We start from the raw sequence: 25,816 nt of genomic DNA, 5'->3' as shown, positions 1-25,816 counted from the left end.
TTGCGCCCAAGCCGTATCACCCCCAACTTGAGCACCATGGATACCGTCGTCCCCCTTCCCATCGTCCCCGACTATCGCAGCGCCGGCGCGCCGCTGGTCTTCACCGAGGCCGCCGCCCGCAAGGTGCACGAGCTGATCGTCGAGGAGGGCAATCCCGAGCTGAAGCTGCGCGTGTACATCACGGGCGGCGGTTGCTCGGGCTTCCAGTACGGCTTCACCTTCGACGAGACCCAGGCCGAGGACGACTTCGCGATTGATCGCGAGGGCGTCACCCTGCTGGTTGATCCCTTGTCGCTGCAGTACCTGACCGGCGCCGAGATCGACTACTCGGAAAGCCTCAGCGGCTCGCAGTTCGTCATCCGCAATCCCAATGCCAAGACCACCTGCGGCTGCGGGTCCTCCTTCTCTACCTGAGCGCCATCCCGGCATGGAACGCATCCCCTCGCCGCGCCTGAATACGTTCGCGGGTCTTAGCCATGTGCTCGACCGCGTCGCCGAGCGGCGCGACGAGTCGATGTGGGTCAACGAGCTGGCGGCCTCGGACGAGGCGCGGTACCTGCTGATCGATCCGCTGGGCGACACCTACCTGTGGCCGGAGCGCGACGCGCTGCGCTGGCTGGACGCCGCCGAACGCGAGCGCTGGCTTGGCGAGCTGAAGGCCAGCTTCCTCGGCTTTGCGCATGGGCGGCCCCATTTCCTGCTGGCGCTGGACGACAGCGACCGCGCGGCGGAACTGGAAGCCGTGCTGGGCGCCCGCCGCGGCAGCCTGCGCACGGTGGGCCTGCATCTGGCGGCGGATGAGGCCGGCCTGTTCGCCTACGGCAAGGGCCTGGCGCACTGGCAGCGCGAGACGCGCCACTGCGCCTATTGCGGTTCGCCCGTCGTGCTGGTCGCTTCGGGCCATCGCGCGCAATGCACCAACAACGATTGCGGGCGCATGCACTTTCCGCGCACCGACGCGGCCGTCATCGTCATCGTGGAACACGACGGCGCCTGCCTGCTGGGCCGCCAGGCCGGCTGGCCCAAGGGGCGCTATTCGACGCTGGCCGGCTTCGTGGAGCCCGGGGAGGCACTGGAAGACGCGGTGCGCCGGGAAGTGGCCGAAGAGTCGGGCGTGATCGTGGGCGAGGTGCACTATCACTCCTCGCAACCCTGGCCGCTACCGCAGTCGCTGATGGTGGGCTTCACCGCCAGGGCCGTCTCGCCCGACATCCGCCTGCGCGACCACGAGCTGGAAGACGCGCGCTGGTTCACCCCGCAGGACATCGTCCACGGACTGGCCGACGGCAGCTTCCTGCCATCGATGCCGCTGTCGGTCTCCTATCACCTGCTGTCGGACTGGCTGCGCCGGCAAGCCGGGCTCGACCTGGACGCCCTGGTCGCGCAGCGCGCCGCCAGCTGACACCACGCGCGCGGCCGCGCGGACCGGCCAAGAGATGGGCTGGTCCGTCATGGACCTTGCCCTACAATGCCGGCAACGACCGGGAGTATCGTTTTCATGGCTGTCAGCCTGCTCACTGCACTCATTGCGCTGGGACTCGTGCATATCGCGCCGCAACTGGTGCATTGGCGTGGCGATGGCGGCTTCCGCCGCTGGGTGAAGCAACTGGGCGATACCGCCGGCCCGGCGCGCGTGGCGGTCACGCTGGGCGTGCCGGTGGTGTTGTGCCTGCTGGTGACCTGGGTGATCTCCTGGCTGCCGGGCAGCGAACTATGGCGGCTGATCTTCTCGCTGGTGGTGCTGCTGTACTGCTTCGGTCCCCACGCCTACGAGGCGGACCTGGAAGCCATCATCAAGGCGTCCGACCAGCCTGCGCGCGAAGCCGCCGCGCAGGCGCTGTCCGATGACGGCGAGGCGGTGAGCTGGAACGCCGTCGCGCTGGGCGAAGCCACCGCTTATGCAGCACTGCGCCGCCGTTTTGGCGTGCTGCTGTGGTTCTTCCTGCTCGGCCCGGTCGGCGCGCTGCTGTACCGGCTGGCGCAGACGCTGGGGCGCGATCCCAGCCTGCAGCTCGACGCCCCCGCGCGCAACGCCGCCCGCGCCTTCGCGAACGTGGCCGACTGGCTGCCGGCGCAGCTGATGGTGTTCACCCTGGCCCTGGTCGGCCATTGGGATGCCGTGATCGGCGCGTGGAAGCGCTGGCACCAGCAGCAATCGCCGAACAGCTGGTACGTGGAGGGCCCGGGTTTTCTCGGTGCCGCCGCGCGTGCCGACGTACAGGTCGACATCGAGGCGGGCGACGGTTATGCCGAGGAACGCATCGACACGCTGGGCGAACTGATCCGCCTGCGCGGCACCTTGCTGCGCGCCCTGCTGGGCTGGCTCAGCGTGGTGGCGTTGATCGTGCTGGCCGGCTGGATGAGCTGAACACCGCCGCCGATGGGGTGGGCGCGCCTGCGGTGCGCGACACGCCATCGAAACGGTGACGATACGACGCGGCGCTCGCGCACAGGGCCTGCCCTGGACTGGATCCAGGGGCGCGCATCTGCATGACCGCGACGCTCAGGCGAAGTCGCCGCGCAACTCGCGCACCCGTGCCTCCAGCGTATCGGGCTGTGCATCGGCCGGAGCGATCGGCGCACCCGCCACCAGTTCCACCCGCGCGCGGAAGCGCCGTGGCAGGCGTGCCCGGTGCAGCATCGAGTCACGGCGACTCCACACGCTGCCCCACAGGCCGCGCAAGGCCAGCGGCACCACCGGCACCGGCCGGCGCAGCAGGATGTGCGCGGTGCCGGGACGGAACGGCGCGATGTCGCCGTCAGGCGTGAGCCCGCCCTCGGGGAAGATGCAGACCAGTTCGCCATCGGCCAGTGCCGCGTCCACTTCGTCGTAGGCGCGTTGCAGCACGGCGGGATCTTCCCTGTGCCCGGCGATGGGAATCGCCTTGGCGGTGCGGAACACGAAGTTGAGCACCGGGATGTTGAAGATCTTGTAGTACATGACGAAGCGCGCCGGCCGACGCAGGTTGGCCATCAGCACCAGCGGATCCATGAAGCTGACGTGGTTGCACACCAGCAGCGCCGGTCCCTGCTCGGGAATGCGCTCCAGCCCGTCGACGCGCACGCGATACAGCGTGTTCACCAGCACCCAGGTGATGAAGCGCATCAGGAACTCGGGCACCAGCGTGAAGATGTACACGGCCACCGCGACATTGAGCACGGCCGCCGCCAGGAAGATCTGTACCGCCGTGAGGCCCAGCATGCCCAGGGCCAGACCGAAACCGGCGGCCAGGCATATCAGCAAGGCATTGAGGATGTTGTTGCCCGCGATCACGCGCGACAGGCGGTCGCGCGGCGTGCGCGCCTGCACATAGGCGAACAGCGGCACCACGTAGAAGCCGCTGAACACGCCGATCAGGGTGAGGTCGAGCACGATGCGCCAGCTGCCGGCGCTGCGCAGGAAATCCAGCCAGTGCAAGCCGTGCGCGGTGGCCAGGCCGGGATGCGCCAGGTACAGGTCGACACCGAAAGCGGTGAGGCCGAACGCACCCAGCGGCACCAGGCCCACTTCCACCCGACGCCCGGACATGCGCTCGCACAGCAAGGCACCCACGCCGGTGCCCAGCGAGAACAGGGTGAGGATCAGCGTGTTGACGGTACCGTCGCCGCCGAGGTTCATGCGCGTGTAGTTCGGCAGCTGCGCCACCAGCACCGTGCCGAAGAACCAGAACCAGGAAATGCCGAGCACCGCGTTGAAGACCTTGGGGTCCGCGCGGGTGATGCCGAGCACGCGACCGGTCTCGGTGAGCGGATTCCAGTTGAACACCAGCTCCGGCGCCGTCGCAGGCGCGGGCGGAATGCGACGGCTGGCGAGATAACCCAGCACTGCCACCAGCACCGTCGCCAACGAAGCCGCCACCGGGCCATAGCCGGCGATCAGCATCAGCGAATTGCCGGCGACCATGCCCAGCAGCATCGCCAGTTGGGTGCCCATTTCCACCATGCCATTGCCGCCCACCAGCTCTTCGGGCCTGAGCGCCTGCGGCAGGATCGCGTACTTGATCGGCCCGAAGGTGGTCGAGTGCAGCCCCATCAGGAACAACACCACCAGCAGCAGCGTGGTGTGATGCGTGTAGAAGCCAATCGCCGCGATCAGCATGGCCGCGATCTCGAACAGCTTCACATAGCGGATGATGCGCGATTTCTCGTACTTCTCCGCCAGTTGTCCCGCCGTGGCCGAGAACAGGAAGTAGGGCAGGATGAACAGCGCGGGCGCCAGGTTGGTGTAGAGCGACACCGTCTTGTCGTCGAGCCCCATCTGGAACGCCACCAGCATGATCAGCGCATTGCGGAACGCGTTGTCGTTGAAGGCACCCAGGGCCTGCGTCCAGAAGAACGGGGCGAAGCGACGGCTTCCCAGCAGGTTGAATTGGCTCATGCACGATCCAGGTATGGACTGGCGGCAAGCCTAGCGCGAAAACGGGGCGGCGATCATGCCGCCGCACGCGCTCACTCTCCCCATCGCGCCGTCGAGTTCGCGGATCGCCATGCCTTGTCAGCCCGTTGCCCACCATGAAAGGATGTCGACACACCATACAGCCCGATGTGAACCAACGAGGTCCGGCTGCATCAGGGAATCAAGTAGCTGTTCCTTGCAGGCGCCATGTAGCGATGCGGATCATTGGAGATGGGCATAGATCATCGGCGCTCGCTACGACTACGCCTCTAGTCAAACGGCAGCGTCGCCACTTGGATACAACGCCAGCGAGCTTCCCATGCCACCACTTGATACCGTGCTTTCGTTCCTGAGTTTTGCAGGTGTCGCGACCCTCCTTCTCTTGTTTCGAAAGGGCCTTCCGGCCTACGTTACCGAGAAAGGGAAGAACCTCGCCACGCGCGAGGATATCGAAGAAATCACCCGAAAGATCGAGGGGGTCAGGGGCGACATCTCGCGTGCCAATGCCGTGGAAGAGCAAAAGCGGGCATTGAAGTACGAGGCATGCCTTGAAGCGTTGGTCGTCATCGACGCTCATTTTTCCCAACTGTTCGCGATGACCCCCCAATCGATTGATACTTCCAAGGCAAGAGAGGCACACAGCAAGCTCATTCTTTCTTGCAACAACGTTGCCATCGTCGAAAAGTTTGGTGAATTGTATTTTGGTCCGCGCGCTGGTGAGCCACGTCAATCGCCGACCGATCTTCTGAATGAGTTTCGCAACCTGATACGCCAGGAACTTGGCTTCGGATCAGAGCTACCACTGGATCGGGAGCGCGCCTGGATCGGGCGAAGCGCAGCTGATTCTCAAACCCAGGCGAACGCCAGCGTGCCAACCCAGCTTTCAAGCGGAACTGCTTAAGCAATAAGGCGTCGGCTGAGCAGAGCACGCGGTGCAAGTCACTGCCCTTCCGCTCACCGAAATCCATGCTCGACTTCGGGTGGACGGCAGACCAACCAGGCGCCGACACGGCCATTTTCATGGCGGCAAGGTGCGCGCTTCGAACTCTGGCCAATCGCTGCCGTCACGGGCGGCATCAAGCCCCAGTCACTACTCGCGCATCGAGCGGGTATGTCGAAATAGCGGAGGCCTCTTCGTCGTGTCTATGCATATGCCCACCCATTTCAGGGAGCCCGACATGACCACCCACACCGTCCGCCTCCACCGCGTGCTTCGCACCACGCCGGACAAGATCTACCGCGCGTTCCTCGACGCCGATGCCATGGCGCGCTGGTTGCCGCCCTACGGCTTCACCGGCCACGTCCATCAGCTGGAGCCCAAGATCGGCGGCAGTTATCGGATGTCATTCACCAACTTCACCAGTGGGCACAGCCACGTGTTCGGCGGCGTCTATCGCGAGCTGGTGCCGAATGAGCGCATTTGCTACACGGGGACCTTCGAAGATCCCAGCCTGCCGGGAGCGATGCAGACCACGGTGACGCTCGCGGCGGTGTCCTGCGGCACCGTGCTGGATGTGGTGCAGGAGGGCATCCCCGCCATCATTCCCAACGAGGGATGCTACCTGGGCTGGCAGGAATCCCTGCACAACCTGGCGCACCTGGTGGAGCCCGATATTCCGGGTTGATGTGCCGCCACCGGTGTTTTCTCCCTCCCGTTTCCGAAGAGGTCGTGATGTCGAAACTTCGCGTGCAAAGCTTTGCGCTTTCGCTGGACGGATATGGCGCCGGCCTGCACCAGGACCTGCACAACCCGATCGGTGTGCGGGGCCTGGAGCTGATGGACTGGTTCTTCAACACACGTGCCTGGCGCGAGATGCATGGCCAGGAAGGCGGCGATACCGGCATCGATCACCGCATGGCCATGCAGGGCTTTGACGGCATCGGCGCCTGGATCCTCGGACGCAACATGTTCGGGCCGGTACGCGGACCGTGGCCGGATGAGCAGTGGAAGGGCTGGTGGGGCGAAGAGCCGCCATACCACGTGCCGGTATTCGTACTGACGCATCACGCGCGGCCTCCGCTGCCCATGAAGGGCGGCACCGTCTTCCACTTCGTCACGGATGGCATCGAGGCGGCGCTTCAGCGTGCAAGGGATGCAGCGGGCGGCAAGGATGTCCGTCTCGGTGGTGGCGTTGCCACCGTACGGCAATACCTGCGGGCGCAACTGGTCGACGAGTTGCACCTGGCCGTGCGCCCGGTGTTGCTGGGCCGGGGCGAGCATCTGTTCGATGGCCTGGACCTCCCGGCGCTGGGCTACGCCTGCGCGGGCAGCGTGGCGGGCGAGCGCGCGACCCACGTCATGCTGCGTCGGCAGCCATAAACCGACGCCCCGCGGCAGGAGCGCACCACGTCAACGGCGCGCAGGACATGCGCGCTTCGTGGACGACTGACTGGAACGCTGAGCGATCGTCCTCCGGCCACAACCGGAAGACGATCCCAAGACATCAGCGATGCAGCGCGCGGTGCGCGATGTCGCGGCGGCAGAAAGCGCCTTCGTAGTGGATCTTGCCGACGGCGGCGTATGCGTTTTCACGCGCCACCGCGATGTCCTTGCCCAATGCGCACACGGTGAGCACGCGGCCGCCGGCGGAGACGACATGGCCTTCGGCATCGAGCGCGGTACCCGCGTGGAACACCTTTACGTCGGGGCCGAAATCGTGGTCCAGGCCAGTGATGACGTCACCGCTGCGCACCTTGCCCGGATAGCCACCGGCCGCCATCACCACGCCCAGCGAGGGACGCGAGTCCCACTGCGCATGGGTGTGGTGCAGCTCGCCATCCAGCGCCGCCTCGATCAGGTCGACCAGGTCGGACTTCAGGCGCAGCATGATCGGCTGAGTTTCCGGATCGCCGAAGCGCACGTTGAACTCGATGACCTTGGGCGTGCCGCTCTTGTCGATCATCAGGCCGGCGTAGAGGAAGCCGATGAAAGGCGCGCCTTCGGCCGCCATGCCGCGCAGCGTCGGTTCGATCACTTCCTTGAGAATGCGCTTTTCCACGTCGGGCGTGACCACCGGCGCGGGCGAATACGCGCCCATGCCGCCGGTATTGGGGCCCAGGTCGCCTTCGTCGCGGCGCTTGTGGTCCTGGCTGCTGGCCATCGGCAGCGCGTGCTGGCCGTCGCTCATCACGATGTAGCTGGCTTCCTCGCCATCGAGGAATTCCTCGATCACCACGCGGGCCGAGGCATCGCCGAACTGGTGCGCGCCGAGCATGTCGTGCAGCGCCTGCTCCGCGTCGGCCAGGGTCAGCGCCACCACCACGCCCTTGCCCGCCGCCAGGCCATCGGCCTTGATCACGATGGGCGCGCCATGCTGGCGCACGTAGGCCAGCGCGGGATTGAGCTCGGTAAACACCGCGTAGCGCGCGGTGGGAATGTTGTGGCGGAGCAGGAAGTCCTTGGCGAAGGCCTTGGAGCCTTCCAGCTGGGCAGCCACGGCGCGCGGGCCGAAACAGCGCAGGCCGGCGGCGCGGAACTTGTCGACCACGCCTGCCACCAGCGGCACTTCGGGACCGACCACGGTCAGCGCGACCTTTTCGTCCTTGGCCAGCTTGAGCAGGCCGTCGATGTCGGTCACCGCCAGGTTGGCGTTGCGCAGCCCCTTCTCCCGGGCGGTACCCGCGTTGCCGGGCGCCACGATCACCTCGCTCACGCGCGGCGACTGCTTGAGCTTCCACGCCAGCGCATGCTCGCGACCGCCGCTGCCAATGACCAGGACTTTCATGGGTACTCCAACTGCCTATGGATGGCGCCGGGGAGGGCGCAGCCTGTCATTGTAAGGGGCAGAGGGCGTGTTGTGCTGTGCGTCATGGGGGAGGGTGCAGGCCGGGGCACCAAGGGCGACCCCTCACCCTAGCTCTCTCTCCCACAGGGGCCACCTTCGGGTCGCCCGTGGGGAGAGGGAACAGGGCGCTCGCCCAGCCCCCTGTAGGAGCGCACCCTGTGCGCGACCGGATCGAAGCAGGGACGGGGGGCGGGTAGTGGGGGCGCCAAGTCCGGCCACCTGGGGCCTGCTTGCAGGCTACGACGGAGCTGAGGCTTGCGTCCTCGCTGCTCGTCCCTCGCCCTTCGGCGTTCCGCTTCGCAGGGTGTTCGCACACGGAGCGCCCCCGAACTCGATTCAGGGGTGCGTTCCTGCAAAGGAGCGGTGCAGCTCAGTCGCGGGCGTCGAGCATGGCCAGCAGGGCGGCCCGGGGCAGCTTGCCCGTCTCGTTGCGCGGCAGCGCATCCACCAGCTTCAGGCGACGCGGCAGGAACACCGGATCCACTGCGCGGCGCAGGGCGTCGAGAATGGCGTCCTCGTCCAGCCCGGGCGCCACCGCGAGCGCGGCGATGCGCTGCACGCCCAAGCCCTCGCCACCGTCCAGCTGAAGCACGATGCCGTCCTTCACCCCGGGAATGGCCTGCAGGCGCCGGGTCAGGTCGCCCAGCGAGGCGCGCTTGCCGGCAATCTCCAGCATGTCGGCGTGGCGCCCGCACAGGCGGAAGCGACGACCGCCGTCATGCAGGGTGACGATGTCGGCCAGGGTCATCGGCTGGTCCAGCTGCGGCGCCAGCACCTGGGTGCCGTCGGGCTGCGGGTGCAGTTCGGCGCCGTCGTACAGCGTCCAGGGCTCGTCGGCCGAGGTACGGCGGCTGGCGAACACGCAGGTCTCGGTCGAGCCGAACACTTCCAGCAGCGGGGCGCCATAGCGGGCCTCGGCCAGCTGCGCGAGCTCCAGCGGCATGGGCGCGGTGGCCGAGAGCAGGCCCGCTACCGGTGGCAGCATCACTGCCGATTCGATCAGCGCACGCAGGTGCACCGGGGTGATCACCAGCAGGCGGGGCGCCGGCACCTCGGCCAGCGCAGCGGCCACGTCGGCCGGGAAGAACGGACGGCCCGCGTGCACGCCCACGTCGTCCAGCAGCGGCAGCAGCACCGACATCTCCAGGCCGTACATGTGCTGCGGCGGCACCGTGGCCACCACGTTGAAGCCGGTGCCCACGGCGGCGTGCAGCATGCGCAGGTTGCCGTGGTTGCTGGCGGTGAAGCTGCGCCAGGTCTTGGCATTGCCCTTGGGCACGCCGGTGGAACCGGAGGTATAGGCGATCGCCACCACCTGTTCGGCAGGAATCATCGGCAGCTCGCCCAGCGCCGTGGCCTGCGGCGGCTCCAGCAGCGAGGGCAGGTGGCGGTAGTGCGGCGGCGCGGGGTCCAGCGCGCGCTCGCCCACCGCATAGCAGCCCGGATGGGTGGCCATCACCTCGGCGACGGCCTGCGGTGCGCGCGAGGGCGGCAGCAGGTTGGTCTGGCCACGCAGCGCGATGGCGCAGAAGGCCACCAGGAAGGCGTAGCGGTCCTCGCACAGGTTCACGCCCGAGGCCGCCGGAGGCAGCTGTGCCGCCACGGCTTCCACATGGGCTAGGAAACGCGCCGCGCTCACCGGTTCGCCATCGCGCCATGCCACCGTGCGCTGCGGACCGTCCGCCACCAGCAGGGGCAGGGACTGGAGTGCCGGATCGCGCTGCAAGCTTTCGAAAACGGTGGACAAGCGTGGTCTCCCTGGACGGCCTATAAGGCGCCCGCACCGGAAGCCACCGGCACGAGCGGTTACGGGTGAGGTCGATAGCCCGTGAGGTCCCCATCCTCAGGGCAGCCACTGAATCGGCCCCTACCGACTCGGCATGGCGTGCGGAGCGCGTTCATCCTTCGAAGGAACTTGTGGGACGAGCGGCTCGATCAGGCGCGAATGATAGCGCCAGTGAGCGCGTCCCGGATGACAGACGGCCGGTCGAGCCCGCCCAGCGGGGCATCCAGCACGCCGTCGAGGATGGTGCCGAAGTAGTCGAGCACGGTGTCCACCGAGCGGGCCGGGGGCTGACCATGCGGATTGGCGCTGGTCGACACCAGCGCGCCGCCGAAGGCCCGGCACAGGGCGGCGGCCGGGGCGTGCGCGGTGACCCGCACCGCGATGCCTGCGTGCGCGCCAGCCACCCATTCGGGCACGGCGGCCGAGCGGGGAAAGATCCAGGTGTTTGGCCCCGGCCAGCTGGCCTGGGCCTGCGCCAGCGCCTCGGCCGGCACGGCGGCCAGGTCGATGTAGCGCTCGACCTGGGCGAACTCGGCCGCGATCAGCAGCACGCCCTGGGTGGCCGGGCGCTGCTTGAGGGCGAACACCTGCTCGAACGCACGCCGGTCATGAGGGTCGCAACCCAGGCCGAACACCGCCTCGGTGGGATAGGCCAGCACGCCGCCGCCATGCAGCAGCGCGGCAGCGGCGTCGAGCTCATCCAGGGTGAAGCGCGCCGCCACTCAGGCGCCGGCCTTGGCCGAGGTCTTCTTGGCGGCAGCCTTCTTGGCGGGCGCCTTTTTCGCGGCGGTCTTCTTGGCCGCCGTCTTGGTCGTGGCTTTCTTCGCCGCGGCCTTCTTGGCAGGCGCCTTCTTCTCGGTGGCCTTCGCTGCCGCCTTCTTGGCTGCCGCCTTCTTGGCTGCCGGCTTCTTCTCGGCGGCGGCCTTCTTGGCGGCGGTCTTCTTGAACGCACCGCGGCCCTTCTTCACCGGCGCCGCGGCCAGCAGCTCGATGCACTGCGCCTCGGTCAGCTCCTTCGGCTCCTGGTCCTTGGGAATGCGCGCGTTCTTCTCGCCATCGGTGATGTAGGGACCGAAGCGGCCGTTGAGTACCTGCACGCCGTTGCCGAAGTCCTGGATGATGCGGTTGGCGATCATCTCCAGCTTTTCCTGCACGATCTGCAGGGCGCGCGGCAACTCGATGGTGTACGGATCGTCCTCGGCCTTGAGCGAGGCATAGGTGCTGCCCTGCTTCACGAACGGACCGAAGCGGCCCACGCCCACGCTCACTTCATCGCCGTTCTCGGCCGTGCCGAGCTTGCGCGGCAGCTTGAACAGCTCCAGCGCCTCTTCCAGCGTGATGGTGTGCATGCTCTGGCCGGGGCGCAGCGATGCGAACTGCAGCTTCTCGTCGGTGTCCTTGTCGCCGATCTGCGCATACGGCCCGTAGCGGCCCAGGCGCACCGACACCGGCTTGCCGCTCTTCGGATCGCTGCCCAGTTCGCGCGCACCGGTGGCTTCGCTGCGATCGACCGTCTCGGTCTTCTCGTCCACCTGCTGCTTGAACGGCTGCCAGAAGCGCTCCATCAGCGGCACCCAGGCCTCTTCGCCGCGGCTCACAGCGTCCAACTCGTCCTCGAGCTTGGCGGTGAAGTCGTAGTCGACGTAGCGGGTGAAGTGCGAGGTGAGGAACTTGCTCACCGCGCGACCCACGTCGGTGGGCTTGAAGCGGCGGCTGTCGAGGAACACGTATTCTCGGTTGAGCAGCACCTGGATGATGCTGGCGTAGGTGGACGGACGGCCGATGCCGTATTCCTCCAGCGCCTTCACCAGGCTCGCTTCGGAGTAGCGCGGCGGCGGCTCGGTGAAGTGCTGGTCGGCCACGATGTCGTGCAGCGCCACCTGCTCGCCCACTTCGAGCTTCGGCAGGCGGCGACCCTCGTCGTCGTCCTCCGCGCTCTTCTGGTCGCGGCCTTCCTCGTACACGGCGAGGAAGCCCGGATCGACCACGGTGGTGCCGGTGGAGCGGAACGCCGCGTCGCCACCGGCGACGTGCTTGAGGTCGAAATCCACCGACACGGTGTTGAGCGTGGCGTGGATCATCTGGCAGGCGACGGTGCGCTTCCAGATCAGCTCGTACAGCTTGCGCTGTTCGTCGTTGAGGAACGCGGCCACTTCGCGCGGCGTGCGCATGGCCGAGGTCGGGCGGACCGCCTCGTGCGCTTCCTGTGCGTTCTTCGACTTGGACTTGTAGGTCTGCGCATGATCCGGCAGCGCCTTGCGGCCGAAGTCGCGCGCGATCAACTCGCGCAGTTCAACCACGGCGTCCTCGGACAGCGCGACCGAGTCGGTACGCATGTAGGTGATCAGGCCGACGTTGCCTTCGCTGCCCAGCGACACGCCCTCGTACAGGCCCTGCGCCACCTTCATGGTGCGGCTGGTGGAGAAGCCCAGCTTGCGCGCGGCCTCCTGCTGCAGCGTGGAGGTGGTAAACGGCGGCGCGGGTCGGCGCTTGCGCTCCTTGCTGCCCACTTCGGTGACGGTGAGGCGGCCGTGCGCGGCTTCCTTCAGCGCCGCACGCGCGGCCATCGCATCGTGTTCGTTGGTGAGGTCGAACTGCTCGAACTTCTTGCCGTGCAGCTTGGTGAGGCGCGCGCTGAAGTCGCCCTCGGGATGGCGCAACGCCGCTTCGACGGTCCAATACTCGCGCGCCTTGAACGCTTCGATCTCTTCCTCGCGTTCCACGATCATGCGCAGCGCCGGCGACTGCACGCGACCGGCGGACAAGCCGCGCTGCACCTTGCGCCACAACACCGGCGACAGGTTGAAGCCCACCAGGTAATCCAGCGCGCGGCGCGCCTGCTGCGCATCGACCATGTCCAGCGACAGCTGGCGGGGCGCGGCCACGGCGGCCTTGATCGCCTTGGGCGTGATCTCGGAGAACACCACGCGATGGAGCTGCTTGCCCTGGGTCAGGCCGCGCTCCTTGAGGATCTCGCTGATGTGCCAGGAGATCGCCTCACCCTCGCGATCCAAGTCGGTCGCCAGATAGATGTCGTCGGCCACCTTGGCCGCCTTGGCGATGGCATCGACGTGCTTCTCGTTGCGGTCGATCACCTCGTAGGCCATGGCGAAGCCGTGGTCGGGATCCACCGCCCCTTCCTTCGGCTTGAGGTCACGCACGTGACCGTAGGAGGCCAGGACCTGGAAATCCTTGCCGAGGTATTTGTTGATCGTCTTGGCCTTGGCCGGCGACTCGACGATAAGCAGGTTTTTTGCCATGAAACTCGGTATCCGCCATCTGTGGCCGGGCCCGTCCGGGCCGGCTTCTTATATTTAGTTAAAGGCATGGCGGCTCAAGGCCGTCAAGCTGGATCATGTGAAAGCGCGCTGCACACCGGCTTTGGCAGGCGCTGGTAACGGTTGCCCGGCAAGGCTTCGACCCAGCCGGCGAGCTCCAGCATCAGCAAGGCCGACGACAGCCTGGCGACAGCTTGACCGGTATGTTCGGCCAGTTCCTCCAGCGTCATCGTGGCATGGCCCAGCGTTTCCAGCAGGGCACGCCCCGTTGAATCCAGCCCTGCCTCCAGCTCCGGCTGCCCCGGCACAGTGGCCACGCTGGCCAACCGGATGGCCAGCTCATGACCCAGTGCGACAGCCGCCGGCGTCAGCGCCTCGACGATCTCACCCGCGGTTTCCACCAGCCGCGCGCCTTCGCGGATCAGCCGGTGGCAGCCTTGGGCGAGCGGATTATGAATGGAACCGGGCAAGGCGAACACCTCGCGGCCCTGCTCGGCGGCCAGCCGTGCCGTGATAAGCGAACCCGAGCACAGCCCGGCCTCCACCACCAGCGTGCCCAGGGCCAGCCCGGACAGGATCCGGTTGCGGCGGGGGAAATGGTCGGCACGCGCGGCGGTGCCGGGTGGAAACTCACTGATCATGGCGCCGTGCTCCACCACCCGCCGGGCCAGCAGCTGGTGCTTGCGCGGGTAGACCCGGTCCGGCCCGGTACCGACCACGGCCAGGGTGGGCAGGTCGTCATCCAGCGCCCCCAGGTGCGCCGCACCGTCGATGCCGTCGGCGAGCCCGCTGGTGATCACGAAGCCCGCCCGCCCCACCACTTGGGCGAATGCGCGCGCATGAGTGCGTCCGGACAGGGTTGCTGCACGTGCGCCGACCACCGCCAGCTGGGGGCGCAGCAGCAGGCTGGCGTCACCCGCCACGAACAACGCGGCGGGCGGCTGGGAGATGCTTTCCAGCTGCGGGGGAAAGTCCTCGTCGGTATGCAACAGCAGACGATGGCCCGGCTCCGCCAGCCAGGCGAGATCCATGGCCAGGCGACGTTCGTCGGGATCGCCCAGCCAGCGGCGGGCGGCGTTTGAAAGGGCATCCCGCCGGCCCCTGAGGGCCGCCAGCGCGGCGTCGGCGTCACCGCCGCTGGCGGACAGGGCGGCACGCAGGCCACCGGGGCCGAGCCCTGGCGTGCGCAGCAGGATCAGCCAGGGTCGATATCGGTCGAGTTCGTCCATGGCCGCCAAGCCTAGGCAGCACACGAACAAAAACGGCGCGGTAGACACCGCGCCGTTCTGTCATCCCGAGCCGTAAGGCTTATTCGGGCATTTGCAGCTTGTCGCCGCGATGCACCGGACGCAGGCCGTCCATGATCAGGCCGTAGCTGACGCGGTCGAACGTGCGGAACACCATCACGTGACCGACGAACTCGTCAGGCAGCGTGACGTAGCGACCCGTGCCGCGATCCCAGCTGTTGTGCGCCACATCGTCGGGGATGTCCTCGCCCGGCTGGAAGATGGAGTAGGTCTGGCCGTTCTCCACGCCGTCCTGCGTACCGATGTTCAGCGCCACCACCTGACGCGGACCGACGGCGTCGTAGGCCTCGGAGGTGAAGGCGATCACGCGCGCATTGCCCGGGATCTGCTTGGGCGCATGCGGGTAGTAGTACGGGTCGTAGGGCTTGTCGTCGATCGGCATCAGGCGGTCACCCTTGCGGATCTCCATGGTGGAGTCCAGCAGCAGCAGGGTGGACGGATCGCCGGTGCGCAGCACCTCGGCCGTGCCGATCACGGAGAGTTCGACGCCCAGGTCCTCGCCGCGGCCGTAGTGGCCGTCGTTGCGGAAGTCTTCGGACCAGGGCGAGCGCACCATCGAGGCATCGGCGTCGAGCGGATGGGCTACCAGGTCGGCGCCGTTGTCGCGACCGGCCTTGCCGTTGAACTGGCGGAACACCTGGGTCGGCCGCACGATGGCAAAGCGCTGGCCCGGCTGGGCGTCGAGCTTGCGCACGTAGATGTTCTTGCCGACGGTACCGCGCAGGTCGGCTTCCTCGAAGCCCATCACGTAGGGCAGCGACGAGGCGACGTTGGAGTCGACCACGCGCATTTCCTTGAGGAACAGGCGCAGCTTGTCCAGCGGGATCGCCGGCACCGCGTCATCCTCGGCATGCACGCGCGGCTGCAAGGTGAGGCGCGGGCCACCGTTGATGAAGGAAAGATTGAGCACGTCGCCCGGGTAAATCAGGTGCGGGTTCTGCACCTGCGGGTTGGCCTGCCAGATCTCCGGCCATAGCCAGGGCTTGGACAGGAAGCGCGCGGAAATGCCCCAGAGCGTGTCACCCTTGCGCACCGTATAGGTATCGGGATGATCGGCTCGCAACTGCGCACCCGCAGCGTAAACGGCTACCGTGACCAGCATGCCGGCCAGCAGCCCAATGGACTTTCTGATCATAAACGGGAATCCCCCATCCCCCGACGCTCGGGCGAGTGTAACCGAACCACTTGTTCACGCAACCGTGTCCAGTTGGCAAAATGGCATGCCTTCCGGGGGCTTGGCGGCGTACAATAAAGGCCATTCTAAAGTGCGCCCGGGCTTGGTTTTCACCGATTCGCCCGCATTTTGAGCGCTTGAGGTAAAGCCATGTCCGTCCTGACCATCCTTGAATTCCCCGATCCCCGCCTACGCACCAGGGCCGAGCCCGTGCGCGCCTTTGACGCGGAGCTCAAGCAATTCGTGGCCGACATGTTCGAGACCATGTATGACGCCAATGGCGTCGGACTGGCTGCGACCCAGGTCAACGTGCACCAGCAGGTGCTGGTGGCCGACATGAGTGACGAGCGCAACCAGCCGCTGGTGCTGATCAACGCGCAGATCCTTGAGAAGGATGGCGAGCAGGTCTACCAGGAAGGATGCCTGTCCTTCCCCGGCATCTATGCCGACGTGACCCGCGCGCTCAAGGTGAAGGTGAAGGCGCAGGACGTGGACGGCAACGAGGTCGTGATGGACTTCGAAGGCCCGCTCGCCGTGTGCATCCAGCACGAGATGGATCACCTCGCCGGCAAGGTGTTCGTGGACTACCTGTCGCCGCTGAAGCGTTCCATGCTGCTCAAGCGCATGGAGAAGCAGCGCAAGCAGGCGGCCAGCGCTTGAAGCTCCGCGTCGTTTTCGCGGGCACCCCCGATTTTTCCGTTCCCTGCCTTGAAGCGTGCCGCGCCAGCGGCGCCGAGGTGGTGGCCGTCTATACCCAGCCCGACCGCCCGGCTGGCCGTGGCCGCAAGCTGACGCCCAGTCCGGTGAAGCAGGCCGCGCTGGACGCCGGCATCCCGGTGGAACAGCCCGAATCGCTGAAATCGGCCGAAGCGCGCGACGCGCTGGCCGCCTACGCACCGGACCTGATGGTGGTGGTGGCCTATGGCCTGATCCTGCCGCGCAAGGTGCTGGCGATCCCGCGCCTGGGCTGCTGGAACGTGCATGCCAGCCTGCTGCCGCGCTGGCGCGGCGCCGCGCCGATCCAGCGCGCGATCCTGGCCGGCGACGCCGAGAGCGGCGTAGACCTGATGCAGATGGAAGCGGGGCTGGATACCGGTCCCGTGCTGCTGGAGCGCCGCACGCCGATCAGTCGCGACGACACCGGCGGCACGCTGCACGACCGCCTGGCTGCCCTGGGCGCCAAGGTGCTCGCCGATGGCCTGTCGCGCGTGATGGCGGGAGAAACGCTGGTTCCGCAGCCGCAGCCCGAGCAGGGCGTGAGCTACGCGCACAAGCTGGACAAGGCCGAGGCGCGGCTGGATTTCACTCGACCGGCGATCGAGCTGGAGCGCCAGGTGCGCGCCTTCGACCCGTGGCCGGTGGCCGAGGGCGAGATCGGCGGCGAGACGCTGCGCGTGTGGGCCGCTCGCGCCATCGAAGGCAACGGGGCACCGGGTTCGGTGCTCGGCATGAGCCGCGACGGCATCGACATTGCCTGCGGTGACGGGGCCTTGCGCGTGACCGCACTGCAGCGCGCCGGCGGCAAGCGCATCACGGCGGCCGACTACCTCAACGCCATGAAGACACGCGGCGCCTGAAAGCACCTGCGCCAGGGCGACCGGTGGCGTTGACGCCCGCACCTCCCTCACTTCGCTATGTTCCGCCCATGACCGATCCCCGCGCCCTCGCCGCCCAAGCCCTTGCCGACGTAGCCCTGCGTGGCACCTCGCTGCGCGACGCGATGGAGCGTCATGCGCCCAAACTGGCCGACGGCCGCGACCGGGCCTTGCTGATGGCCCTGCTCAGCGACGGCGCGCGCTGGTGGCTGCGCTTCGACCCCGTGCTTGACCGCCTGCTCGACAAGCCGCTGCGCCAGAAGGAGCCCGCCGTACACGCGCTGATGGTGCTCGGGCTGGTGCAGCTGGAGATCCTGGAGCTGCCCGATTACGCCGCCGTGGCCGCCACCGTGCAGGCCACCCGCGCGCTGCAGCGCCCGCGGCTGGCCGGACTGGTCAACGCGGTGCTGCGCCGTTGGCAACGCGAGCGCACCGAACTGCTGGCCTGGCTGGATGCCAAGCCACAGACGCGCCACGCCCACCCGGCGTGGCTGGCCAAGGCGATCACGCAGGACTGGCCGGAGCACGCCGATGCCATCATGGCCGCCGACAACCGCGAGCCGCCCTTGATGCTGCGCGTGAACCGCCGCCGCACCACCCGCGAGGCCTTGCTCGAACGGCTGCGTTCGGACGGCTATACGGCTGAGGTGCATGATTGGCTGGTGGACGGCATCGTACTGCCCCACAGCGCCGACGTGACGCGCATGCCTGGCTTCGCCAGCGGGGAGTTCGCCGTGCAGGACGGCGCCGCCCAGATCGCCGCCGATCTTGCCGAGGTGCGCGATGGCCAACGCGTGCTCGATGCGTGCGCCGCGCCCGGCGGCAAGGCCTGCCACCTGCTGGAGCGTGCCAACGTCGCGTTGACCGCGCTGGAGTTCGACCCGCGGCGCGCCCTGCGCATCACCCAGAACCTCGAACGCCTCGGCCTGCGGGCCAAGCTTGCGGTCGGCGATGCCGGCGATCCGGCGGGATGGTGGGATGGCCAGCCATTCGACCGCATCCTGATCGATGCGCCCTGCTCGGCCACCGGCGTGCTGCGCCGGCGCCCCGACGTGCGGCTGCACCGCCGCGAAAGCGACATGGCGCCCCTGGTGGCGCAGCAGCAGCGCATCCTTGAAGCCCTGTGGCCACTGCTGGCCCCGGGCGGCCGCCTGCTCTACATCACCTGCTCGATGCTGCGGCAGGAGAACGAGGCCGTGATCGGTGGCTGGCTGTCCGCGCATCCGGAGGCGCGCGTCATCGCCCCCGACCTGCCGGTGGGCCAAGCCGCCGCGGTGGGCTGGCAGGTGCTGCCGGGCGATGGCGACCTCGACGGCATGTACTATGCCGTTCTCGAAAAGCCCTGACGCCGCCATCCGGGGCCCCGCCAGACCCCTCGCCAGCGCCCCGCGGCGCCCACCGGCGTGTCTCAGCGGGCCATAAGGTGCGGCCGGGTACGCTATAGAACGTTGGCGATGCGGCAAGGCCGCTCCGGAATCCACGCATGCTTGCTTCATCCCAAGTCACTCCCCAGGAACGCCGCCGCTTCTGGCTACTGTTGCTGATCGCACTGGTGGTGATCGGCGCCGGCATGGGCCTGCGCGATCCCTGGCCCTCCGACGAGCCGCGCTTCGCCCTGGCCGCCAAGCAGATGGTGGAAAGCGGCGACTGGCTGTTCCCGCATCGCGGTAGCGAGCTGTACTCGGACAAGCCACCGATGCTGTTCTGGCTGGAGGCCGCCAGCTACTCGGTGGTGGGCAACTGGCGCATTGCCTTCCTGCTGCCCTCGCTGCTCGCCGCGCTGGGTACGTTGCTGCTGGTCTACGACCTCGGCCGCCGCCTGTGGAGCCGACAGGTGGGCCTGTACGCCGCCTCCGCGCTGCTGATCACCTTCCAGTTCGTCTACCAGACCAAGCGCGCGCAGATCGACCCGCTGGTGATGTTCTACATCACCGCGGCGAACTGGGGCCTGCTGGTGCACATGCTGAAGGGACCGAACTGGCGCGCGTTCTGGTTTGGCTGCTTCTGCGCGGGGCTGGGCGTGATCACCAAGGGCGTGGGCGTGCTCGCGCTGTTCATGTTCCTGCCGTACCTGGTGGGCTCGCTGGGCCACTGGAACGGCGTGGCGCGCATGGGCCAGGGCGCGTGGTGGCGCTGGGCGTTGGGCCTGGTGGCCTTGCTCGCGGCGATGGCGTTGTGGCTGGTGCCGATGCTGCTGGGCGCAAAGGCGCACGCCGGCGACCCGGCCTATGCCGCCTACGTCAACGACATCCTGTTCCACCAGACCGCCGGCCGCTACAGCAAGTCGTGGGATCACCACCACTCGCCGCTGTACTACGTGCCGATCGTGCTGTTCACCTGGCTGCCGCTGTCGCTGACCTACCCGGGCACGCTGCCGCGCTGGTGGCGCAGCCTGAAGGCGAAGGAGGCGCGCATCCTGCTGCCGCTGGGCTGGATCGTGCTGCTGCTGGTGTTCTTCTCGATCCCCAAGGGCAAGCGCGACGTCTACATCATGCCGGCGTTGCCGATGCTGGCGCTGGTGAGCGCGCCCTACCTGGACGAGCTTCTGCAGAAGCGCTGGCTGCGCATCGCCGGTATGCTGTTCATCGGCGCGATGGGCGCAGCCATGCTGGGTGTCGGCGCCGTCGCCCTGGCCGCGCATCCCAAGTTCGCCAGCGAGTTCGCCACCGCGCGCGGCTTCGACGATGGCGGCCATGCGCTGTGGTGGATGTTCGTGGTGATCGGCGCCGCCCAGCTGATCCTGCTCGCCACGCTGCGCGTGCGTCGTGCGGTCGCCGCCGTGGCGGGCGGCATGGCCGCAATGTGGCTGGTGTGGAGCCTGTGGGCATACCCCATCCTCAACGATTCGAGCTCCGCGGCCGGCCTGATGCAGGACGTGCGCGGCCACCTGGCCCCGGGCGACCAGCTGGGCATGGTGGCGTGGAAGGAGCAGAACCTGCTGATGCTGGACCACCCGGCCACCGATTTCGGCTTCACCCAGCCCTGGCACGAGCAGTACGCCGCGGCCGTGAAGTGGCAGGCCGAGGACCCGGCCCATCGCTGGCTGTTCGCACTCGACCCGGTGATGGCCAACTGCGTGGATCGCAGCAAGGCGGTGAGCCTGGGCCATGCCAACCGGCGCGAATGGTGGATGTTCAAGGCTGACGCGGTGATCCCTGGCTGCCTGCCGCCCGAAAGCGTGGATCGCGTGTCGGCGGCATCGCAGGAGGACTGAGGCGACCTGCATCGCGCACAGGCTGCGCTGCTACAGGGACTCGCTTCCCTGGCGGCTGGCCAGCAGCCGCTGGTAGACCGACTCCGTGCGCTGCACGAACAGGGGCAGGCCGAATTCGCGCTCGGCGCGCTGGCGTGCCGCCGCGCCCATGACAGGCAGGGCGTCGCGCTGCTCCAGCAGCCGGGCCACCGCAGCGCCGATCGCGCTGCGATCGCGCACCGGCACCAGCCAGCCATCCACGCCTGACTCGATGTTCTCCGGCAGGCCCGCGTAGTCGGTGAGCAGCATCGGCTTGCCCATCGCCATCATCTCGCGGCAGGCGAAGGAGATGGTTTCCACGTCCCAGGACAGCACGAAGCCCGCGTCCAGCGCGGCTACCATCGGTCGCGTATCGGTGAGCACGCCGGGAAACACCACGCGATCGGCCAGGCCCAGTGCCGCGACGCGCTCCAGCTCGATGGCCTTGGGCGGCACGCCGGCGATCACTACGCGCAGGCGTCGACGCGTGGCTTCGGGCAGCGCGGCCACCGCTTCCAGCAGGTCCATCCAGCCCTTGTAGCTTGCGGTTCCGGCGTTGCTGCCCAACAGCAGCACGTCGGCTTCACCGCCATCCCAACGGCGCCGCTCGGACGCGACGTCGGCGGCCGACCAGGGCGACCAGTGCTCGATGTCCACGCCGTTGTGCACGGTATCGAGGCGACAACGCCGGTAGGCGGTATGCGTGAGCTCGCTCCGCGTGTAGTCGCACACGGCAATCACCTGGTCGGTGCGGCGCGCACGCAGCCAGTGCCCGATGCCGCGCACGGGCTTGGAGTTGTGCTTGGTCCACACCAGGGCAGGCCGTCGCGCCGGCATCGCCGAGAGCACCAACCGGTGATCGGCCGAGCCATTCACATGCACCACGTCGAACACCTGCTCCCGCAGGTAGCGCGCCAACTGGTCGCCGGCCTGCTGGCGTGCCTTCCACTGCTTCAGGCCGTTCGGAAACGGCTGGTCGAGCACGATCACGCCGGGCAGGGTGCGTGCCTCGTGGTTGAGGCGGCTGCCGGGTGGCGCGGCGACGTGCACCTCGTGGCTGGAAGCCAGCGCGGCCGCCAGCTCGCGTATGTAGGTGGTGTGGCCACCGCCATCGCCGGTGTGGAAGTTCGTGTAGAGCAGCTTCATGGCGCGCCGCCGGTTGCCTCGAGCAGGTCGACGTGCTGGTTAATGCCGCGCTCGCACCAGGTGATGCCCTCGGTGCGCGTGGCGAGGAACAGCCGGTTGTTGGGCAGGTCCATGTCGTCGACGTCCGGCGGCGAACGCGAGTTGTGCCACAGGTGCACCGCCAGCGCGCACCATTTCAGCGCACGGCGGCGCAGGCCGCTGTTCTCCAGTCGCGCGGCCAGTTCGCGGTCCTCCGCGCCATAGCCTTCCATGCGTTCGTCGAAGCCGTTCACGCGCAGCACGTCGTCGCGCCAGAAGCTCATGTTGCAGCTCATCACGCGACCGCCATTGCGCGAGCGTGCCTTCCACCGCGCCAGCCAGGGCGCACGGAAGGCGTACAGGCGCTTGGTGCCGTCGAACTCGTCGAAATGGGCCGGGCACCAGGGCGCGAACACCGGCTTGCCGCCCGCCAGCAGGCGCTGCGATTCCTCGGGCGTAGCCTTGAGCCGGCCGCCCTGCAGGAAATAGCCGCGTTCGGCCAGCATCAGGTGATCGGCGACGAAGTGCGGATGCACCAGCATGTCGCCGTCGAGCAGGATCACGTAATCGCCACGACTGGCGGCGATGCCACGGTTGCGCGCACGCGCGGCGCGAAAGCCATGATCCTCCTGCCACACGTGGCGCAACGGCACCGGGAAATCCTTCGCCATGCGCTCGACCAGCGCGGCGGTATCCGGGCCGGAGCCGTCATCGGCAATGATCACTTCGTATGGCAGCTGGGTTTGCCTGGCGAGACCTTCCAGCATGCGCTCGAGGGCCGTGGCCCAGTTGTAGGTCAGCAGCACCACGCTGACGCGCAGGGCGAGCGGGTCATTCATCGACCGGTGCTCACTTGCCGGCCCCGCCCTCGCGCTGCCGGCGCTTGCCGTGGCGAAGGATGGCGATGGCCCGGTCCAGGCGCTTGGGCCACGCGGCCGCGCCGCGGCGCAGCGCGATGGCGGCGTAGCGCCAGGCCTCGTCCCTGTCCGGTGCCGGCTTGCTGCGGAACTCGGCCTTGGCAAGATCCAGCGTATGGACGTCCATATGCATGCGCTCGGCGTAGTGGTTGATCAGCGTGCGCGAGCGGAACAGGTTGAGGAACTGGTTCTCGCGGTGCCGTGCATGCCACCAGCCGTTGGCGCCATGCACGCGGTAATGCACCATGCCGGTGGGCAGGTAATACTTACGCGCGCCCAGCACGCTGGTGCCAAACACCAGGCAGTTGTCGGCCGAGATGCGCCAGGTGGACAGGAAGCTGGCCGGCAGGTCCAGCGCGCGCTGGGCCCAGGCGCGGCGCATCGACAGCGCGGACGTCGCCGCGCCGTACCAGTATGCCGTGACCCAGGTGCTGATCGCGGTGTAGCCCAGGTCCACCGCGTGGTCGGCGTAACCCTGGATGCCCTGCTCGTTGCCGAACAGGCTCACGTCGGTGAACACGAAATCGATGTCGCGGCGGCTGTCGTACAGTTCGCCGATGCGGGCCAGGTAATCCTTGTCCCAGTAGTCGTCGGCATCGAGGAAGCACACGATGTCGCCGGTGACGCCCTCCATGCCGCGCACGAAGGCGGACAGCTGCCCGCCGTTGCTGAGGCAGCGCAGCGTCACGCGCGCATCGTTGCCGTACTGCGACGCCAGCCACTCGGCGGATCCGTCGGTGGAACCGTCGTCCATCACGATCACCTGGGCGGCAGCGCGCGTCTGCGCCAGCACGCCGTCGATCGCCGCACCGACGTAGTCGCGATAGTTGTAGTTGGTGATGATGACGCTGAACGTCACCGGGGTACTCATGCAACGGCCTCGCCGTGGAGCAGCTTGCGGAAGTAGGCGATGGTCTCGCGCAGGCCATCGTCCAGGCCCACCTTCGGCTCCCAGCCGAACTTCTCCTTGGCCAGCGCGATGTCCGGCTGGCGCTGGCGCGGGTCGTCCGAAGGCAGCGGGCGGAACACCAGCTTCGAGCGTCCGCCGACCAGCGCAAGCACGCGCTCGGCCAGCTGCAGCATGGTGTACTCGGACGGGTTGCCGATGTTCATCGGGCCGGTGAAGCCGGCCTCGCTGTCCATCATGCGCACGATCACCTCGATCAGGTCGTCCACATAGCAGAAGCTGCGCGTCTGGCTGCCATCGCCGTAGATGGTGATGTCCTCGCCACGCAGGGCCTGCACGATGAAGTTGCTCACCACGCGGCCGTCGTTGGGATGCATGCGCGGGCCGTAGGTGTTGAAGATGCGAACCACCTTGATGTCGAGGTTGTGCTGGCGGTGGTAATCGAAGAACAGCGTCTCGGCGCAGCGCTTGCCCTCGTCGTAGCAGCTGCGGAAGCCGATCGGGTTGACCCTGCCCCAGTAGTCCTCGCGCTGGGGGTGCACTTCCGGATCACCGTACACCTCGCTGGTGGAGGCCTGCAGGATGCGCGCGTGGGTGCGCTTGGCCAGGCCCAGCATGTTGATCGCGCCATGCACGCTGGTCTTGGTGGTCTGCACCGGGTCGTACTGGTAGTGCACCGGCGAGGCGGGGCAGGCGAAGTTGAAGATGCGGTCGACCTCCACGTACAGCGGAAAGGTCACGTCGTGCCGCATCAGCTCGAAATACGGGTGGCTGAGCAGATGTGCGATGTTCTGCTTGCTACCGGTGAAGAAATTGTCGACGCAGAGCACGTCATGGCCGTCACGCACCAGCCGGTCGCACAAATGCGAGCCGAGAAAGCCTGCGCCACCGGTTACCAGCACCTTGTTCATCGAGTAAGCCCCCGAACCCCCAATCCGCATCGGGGTACTTTAAATTTATTGAAGTGGAGTTGTCCGTGCCGCCTGGCGCTCCCGCCAGGCCAGGCCCAGCGTCAGCGCGAACGGCAGCCAGACCAGCAGCCAGCCCGGACGCGGACTGTCCAGCAGCTGCGGCATGTCGAACTGCAGGGCCACCGAGGCATAGACCCACAGGGTCAGCACCAGCCGGCCCTGCATGGTCTCACGGTGGCGCCAGCCCTCGCGCAGCACCATCACCCACAGCGCCAGCAGCAGCAACAGGCCCGGCAGGCCCAGCTCCACCATCATCTGGGTGAGCACGTTGTGGGTATGGGTGTAGGACTGGCCGTAGACCATCAGGTTGAACGGCACGCCCTGGCCCAGGCCCAGCAACGGATGCTGGGCGATCAGATGCATCGACTGCTGGAAAAGTTCCGGACGCAGGGACGTGCCACGCTCGGTCAACAAGGCCGAGAGGCCGAATATGGCCGCCATGGCGATGACCAGCACGCCCAGCGCCAGCCAACGATGGCCCCGGCCTGGCCGCCACAGCGGCATCAGCACCGCGGTCACGCACAGTGCCAGCCAGATGTTGCGCGTGTGGGTCAGCCCCACGAACAGCAGCAACGCCAGCATGGCGCCGTAGCGCAGCCATGACCAGCGCCGTTCGGGCAGGTCCAGCTGGCTCAGCCACAGGGCCACCACGCCCATCAGCGCCGCCGCGTAGTTGGCGGTGGCAATGGTGCCTTCACCCACGATGCGGCCGTCCGCCACCGGGGTCACCACGAAGGTCACGCAATAGAAGGCGGCGCACACACCGATGGCCAGGCCGGCGGCAAGCAGCAGGCCGCGGATGCGCTGCGGCTCGTCAGCCGCATAGGCCTGCCAACCGAGCACGAAGGCCAACACGCTGAGCAACCGGCCGAATTCGTCACCCGGCCGGGGCAGCCGCCCCCACAGCAGGGACAGCGTGGCCCAGGCCAGCAGCAGCAGGAACAGGCGAAACGCGGGCAACGGCCACAACTGCCGCCAGACCCGGGCACGCTGCGAAAAGGCGAGGTACAGCGCCGGCAGATACAGCAGCACCGCCAGGCTGGCCTGGTACGACTTGCCCGGATTGAACGAGACGCCGGCCGGCATGACGACCATGCCAACCATCATCCAGACGATGCCGACACCGAGGATCCAGCGCCCGATCTCGCGGCTGCGCGGCTCGACTTGTGGGTTCAATGGGCTCGCCCTGCGTTCCATACTGCCTGCTTGCTTCAATCATCATTGCGGCCCCGGGGCGCTACCCCGTCCGGCGCCCTCGCGGCGCCCGGCATAGTCTCGTGCCTGGAGCCGCACTTGTCAGCACC

General features: G+C 67.7%; 22 protein-coding genes. 10 read left to right on the top strand and 12 right to left on the bottom strand.

Annotated elements, in window-relative coordinates:
* The first annotated feature begins 36 nt into the window (after window positions 1–36).
* The 3 genes from erpA (at window position 37) to DVU99_RS10825 (ending at window position 2,368) form a co-directional block, all read left to right on the top strand.
* A complete protein-coding gene (gene erpA, locus DVU99_RS10835) occupies window positions 37–414 on the top strand; it encodes an iron-sulfur cluster insertion protein ErpA (RefSeq protein WP_114240227.1) in 378 nt (125 codons plus the stop codon).
* 13 nt (window positions 415–427) lie between these two features.
* Window positions 428–1,402 (top strand): NAD(+) diphosphatase, encoded by a 975-nt coding sequence (gene nudC / locus DVU99_RS10830; RefSeq protein WP_114240226.1) that lies wholly within the window; start codon window positions 428–430, stop codon window positions 1,400–1,402.
* A gap of 96 nt (window positions 1,403–1,498) precedes the next feature.
* On the top strand, window positions 1,499–2,368 hold the full coding sequence (locus tag DVU99_RS10825; RefSeq protein ID WP_114240225.1) for a cobalamin biosynthesis protein: 870 nt from the start codon (window positions 1,499–1,501) through the stop codon (window positions 2,366–2,368).
* Window positions 2,369–2,503: 135 nt separating this feature from the next.
* Here the strand turns inward: DVU99_RS10825 and DVU99_RS10820 are convergent, their stop codons facing one another.
* Window positions 2,504–4,378: an MFS transporter gene (locus DVU99_RS10820; protein ID WP_114240224.1), complete on the bottom strand. Its 1,875-nt coding sequence runs from the start codon at window positions 4,376–4,378 to the stop codon at window positions 2,504–2,506.
* A gap of 337 nt (window positions 4,379–4,715) precedes the next feature.
* On the opposite strand from DVU99_RS10820, the gene DVU99_RS10815 reads away from it, so the two are divergent.
* The 3 genes from DVU99_RS10815 to DVU99_RS10805 all read left to right on the top strand — a co-directional run bounded on the left by DVU99_RS10815 (window position 4,716) and on the right by DVU99_RS10805 (window position 6,716).
* Entirely contained in the window at window positions 4,716–5,297 is a 582-nt protein-coding gene (locus DVU99_RS10815) for a hypothetical protein (RefSeq protein ID WP_157971408.1), read from the top strand.
* Between the two features lie 277 nt (window positions 5,298–5,574).
* Entirely contained in the window at window positions 5,575–6,021 is a 447-nt protein-coding gene (locus DVU99_RS10810) for an SRPBCC family protein (RefSeq protein WP_114240222.1), read from the top strand.
* Between the two features lie 47 nt (window positions 6,022–6,068).
* Window positions 6,069–6,716: a dihydrofolate reductase family protein gene (locus DVU99_RS10805; RefSeq protein WP_114240221.1), complete on the top strand. Its 648-nt coding sequence runs from the start codon at window positions 6,069–6,071 to the stop codon at window positions 6,714–6,716.
* Between the two features lie 124 nt (window positions 6,717–6,840).
* Here DVU99_RS10805 and purD read toward each other — a convergent pair whose 3' ends face one another.
* The 6 genes from purD to DVU99_RS10775 form a co-directional block, all read right to left on the bottom strand.
* A complete protein-coding gene (purD, locus tag DVU99_RS10800; protein ID WP_114240220.1) occupies window positions 6,841–8,121 on the bottom strand; it encodes a phosphoribosylamine--glycine ligase in 1,281 nt (426 codons plus the stop codon).
* A 430-nt stretch (window positions 8,122–8,551) separates the two neighbouring features.
* Window positions 8,552–9,928: an AMP-binding protein gene (locus DVU99_RS10795; RefSeq protein WP_114240219.1), complete on the bottom strand. Its 1,377-nt coding sequence runs from the start codon at window positions 9,926–9,928 to the stop codon at window positions 8,552–8,554.
* A 188-nt stretch (window positions 9,929–10,116) separates the two neighbouring features.
* Window positions 10,117–10,689 carry an L-threonylcarbamoyladenylate synthase gene (locus DVU99_RS10790; protein ID WP_114240218.1) on the bottom strand — a complete coding sequence of 191 codons (573 nt, stop codon included), beginning with the start codon at window positions 10,687–10,689 and terminating at the stop codon, window positions 10,117–10,119.
* Window positions 10,690–13,227, bottom strand: coding sequence for a DNA topoisomerase I (locus DVU99_RS10785; RefSeq protein WP_114240217.1), 2,538 nt, complete (start codon window positions 13,225–13,227; stop codon window positions 10,690–10,692).
* 83 nt (window positions 13,228–13,310) lie between these two features.
* Window positions 13,311–14,474 (bottom strand): DNA-processing protein DprA, encoded by a 1,164-nt coding sequence (dprA, locus tag DVU99_RS10780; RefSeq protein WP_114240216.1) that lies wholly within the window; start codon window positions 14,472–14,474, stop codon window positions 13,311–13,313.
* Window positions 14,475–14,553: 79 nt separating this feature from the next.
* Window positions 14,554–15,687 (bottom strand): LysM peptidoglycan-binding domain-containing protein, encoded by a 1,134-nt coding sequence (locus DVU99_RS10775; protein WP_114240215.1) that lies wholly within the window; start codon window positions 15,685–15,687, stop codon window positions 14,554–14,556.
* A gap of 189 nt (window positions 15,688–15,876) precedes the next feature.
* Here DVU99_RS10775 and def point away from each other — a divergent pair, with 189 nt between their 5' ends.
* From def to DVU99_RS10755, 4 genes are all read left to right on the top strand, one after another.
* Complete coding sequence (gene def / locus DVU99_RS10770) at window positions 15,877–16,386, top strand: peptide deformylase (RefSeq protein ID WP_114240214.1); 510 nt, start codon at window positions 15,877–15,879, stop codon at window positions 16,384–16,386.
* Window positions 16,383–17,303 carry a methionyl-tRNA formyltransferase gene (gene fmt, locus DVU99_RS10765; protein ID WP_114240213.1) on the top strand — a complete coding sequence of 307 codons (921 nt, stop codon included), beginning with the start codon at window positions 16,383–16,385 and terminating at the stop codon, window positions 17,301–17,303. The genes def and fmt overlap by 4 nt, the downstream gene beginning before the upstream one ends.
* A 68-nt stretch (window positions 17,304–17,371) precedes the next feature.
* Window positions 17,372–18,667, top strand: a complete 1,296-nt coding sequence (gene rsmB / locus DVU99_RS10760) for a 16S rRNA (cytosine(967)-C(5))-methyltransferase RsmB (RefSeq protein WP_114240212.1) — start codon at window positions 17,372–17,374, stop codon at window positions 18,665–18,667.
* 137 nt (window positions 18,668–18,804) lie between these two features.
* The gene (locus DVU99_RS10755) at window positions 18,805–20,535 is read left to right on the top strand and encodes a glycosyltransferase family 39 protein (RefSeq protein ID WP_114240211.1); all 1,731 of its coding nucleotides are present in this window, start codon (window positions 18,805–18,807) and stop codon (window positions 20,533–20,535) included.
* A 30-nt stretch (window positions 20,536–20,565) separates the two neighbouring features.
* Here the strand turns inward: DVU99_RS10755 and DVU99_RS10750 are convergent, their stop codons facing one another.
* Genes DVU99_RS10750 through DVU99_RS10730 form a run of 5 tightly spaced genes read right to left on the bottom strand, consistent with a single transcriptional unit; the run spans window position 20,566 to window position 25,688 of the window.
* The gene (locus DVU99_RS10750; RefSeq protein ID WP_114240210.1) at window positions 20,566–21,699 is read right to left on the bottom strand and encodes a glycosyltransferase family 4 protein; all 1,134 of its coding nucleotides are present in this window, start codon (window positions 21,697–21,699) and stop codon (window positions 20,566–20,568) included.
* Window positions 21,696–22,556 carry a glycosyltransferase family 2 protein gene (locus DVU99_RS10745; protein WP_343126324.1) on the bottom strand — a complete coding sequence of 287 codons (861 nt, stop codon included), beginning with the start codon at window positions 22,554–22,556 and terminating at the stop codon, window positions 21,696–21,698. The genes DVU99_RS10750 and DVU99_RS10745 overlap by 4 nt, the downstream gene beginning before the upstream one ends.
* Before the next feature lie 10 nt (window positions 22,557–22,566).
* Entirely contained in the window at window positions 22,567–23,505 is a 939-nt protein-coding gene (locus tag DVU99_RS10740) for a glycosyltransferase family A protein (protein WP_114240209.1), read from the bottom strand.
* Window positions 23,502–24,452, bottom strand: a complete 951-nt coding sequence (locus DVU99_RS10735) for a UDP-glucuronic acid decarboxylase family protein (RefSeq protein WP_114240208.1) — start codon at window positions 24,450–24,452, stop codon at window positions 23,502–23,504. Before DVU99_RS10735 ends, DVU99_RS10740 begins: the two co-directional genes overlap by 4 nt.
* A gap of 45 nt (window positions 24,453–24,497) precedes the next feature.
* Complete coding sequence (locus tag DVU99_RS10730; RefSeq protein ID WP_157971407.1) at window positions 24,498–25,688, bottom strand: O-antigen ligase; 1,191 nt, start codon at window positions 25,686–25,688, stop codon at window positions 24,498–24,500.
* Window positions 25,689–25,816 lie beyond the last annotated feature (128 nt).

This window comes from Dyella sp. C9 (genome assembly GCF_003332825.1).
Taxonomy (GTDB): Bacteria; Pseudomonadota; Gammaproteobacteria; order Xanthomonadales; family Rhodanobacteraceae; genus Dyella.
Note: the sequence above shows the minus strand (reverse complement) of the source record. Positions and strands in the feature narration are given on the sequence as shown.

Bases quoted from the DNA above. Each gene is read 5' to 3' on its own strand.
- erpA (WP_114240227.1), top strand. From the start codon at position 37: ATGGATACCGTCGTCCCCCTTCCCATCGTCCCCGACTATCGCAGCGCC.
- nudC (WP_114240226.1), top strand. From the start codon at position 428: ATGGAACGCATCCCCTCGCCGCGCCTGAATACGTTCGCGGGTCTTAGC.
- DVU99_RS10825 (WP_114240225.1), top strand. From the start codon at position 1,499: ATGGCTGTCAGCCTGCTCACTGCACTCATTGCGCTGGGACTCGTGCAT.
- DVU99_RS10820 (WP_114240224.1), bottom strand. From the start codon at position 4,378: ATGAGCCAATTCAACCTGCTGGGAAGCCGTCGCTTCGCCCCGTTCTTC.
- DVU99_RS10815 (WP_157971408.1), top strand. From the start codon at position 4,716: ATGCCACCACTTGATACCGTGCTTTCGTTCCTGAGTTTTGCAGGTGTC.
- DVU99_RS10810 (WP_114240222.1), top strand. From the start codon at position 5,575: ATGACCACCCACACCGTCCGCCTCCACCGCGTGCTTCGCACCACGCCG.
- DVU99_RS10805 (WP_114240221.1), top strand. From the start codon at position 6,069: ATGTCGAAACTTCGCGTGCAAAGCTTTGCGCTTTCGCTGGACGGATAT.
- purD (WP_114240220.1), bottom strand. From the start codon at position 8,121: ATGAAAGTCCTGGTCATTGGCAGCGGCGGTCGCGAGCATGCGCTGGCG.
- DVU99_RS10785 (WP_114240217.1), bottom strand. From the start codon at position 13,227: ATGGCAAAAAACCTGCTTATCGTCGAGTCGCCGGCCAAGGCCAAGACG.
- dprA (WP_114240216.1), bottom strand. From the start codon at position 14,474: ATGGACGAACTCGACCGATATCGACCCTGGCTGATCCTGCTGCGCACG.
- DVU99_RS10775 (WP_114240215.1), bottom strand. From the start codon at position 15,687: ATGATCAGAAAGTCCATTGGGCTGCTGGCCGGCATGCTGGTCACGGTA.
- def (WP_114240214.1), top strand. From the start codon at position 15,877: ATGTCCGTCCTGACCATCCTTGAATTCCCCGATCCCCGCCTACGCACC.
- rsmB (WP_114240212.1), top strand. From the start codon at position 17,372: ATGACCGATCCCCGCGCCCTCGCCGCCCAAGCCCTTGCCGACGTAGCC.
- DVU99_RS10755 (WP_114240211.1), top strand. From the start codon at position 18,805: ATGCTTGCTTCATCCCAAGTCACTCCCCAGGAACGCCGCCGCTTCTGG.
- DVU99_RS10750 (WP_114240210.1), bottom strand. From the start codon at position 21,699: ATGAAGCTGCTCTACACGAACTTCCACACCGGCGATGGCGGTGGCCAC.
- DVU99_RS10745 (WP_343126324.1), bottom strand. From the start codon at position 22,556: ATGAATGACCCGCTCGCCCTGCGCGTCAGCGTGGTGCTGCTGACCTAC.
- DVU99_RS10740 (WP_114240209.1), bottom strand. From the start codon at position 23,505: ATGAGTACCCCGGTGACGTTCAGCGTCATCATCACCAACTACAACTAT.
- DVU99_RS10735 (WP_114240208.1), bottom strand. From the start codon at position 24,452: ATGAACAAGGTGCTGGTAACCGGTGGCGCAGGCTTTCTCGGCTCGCAT.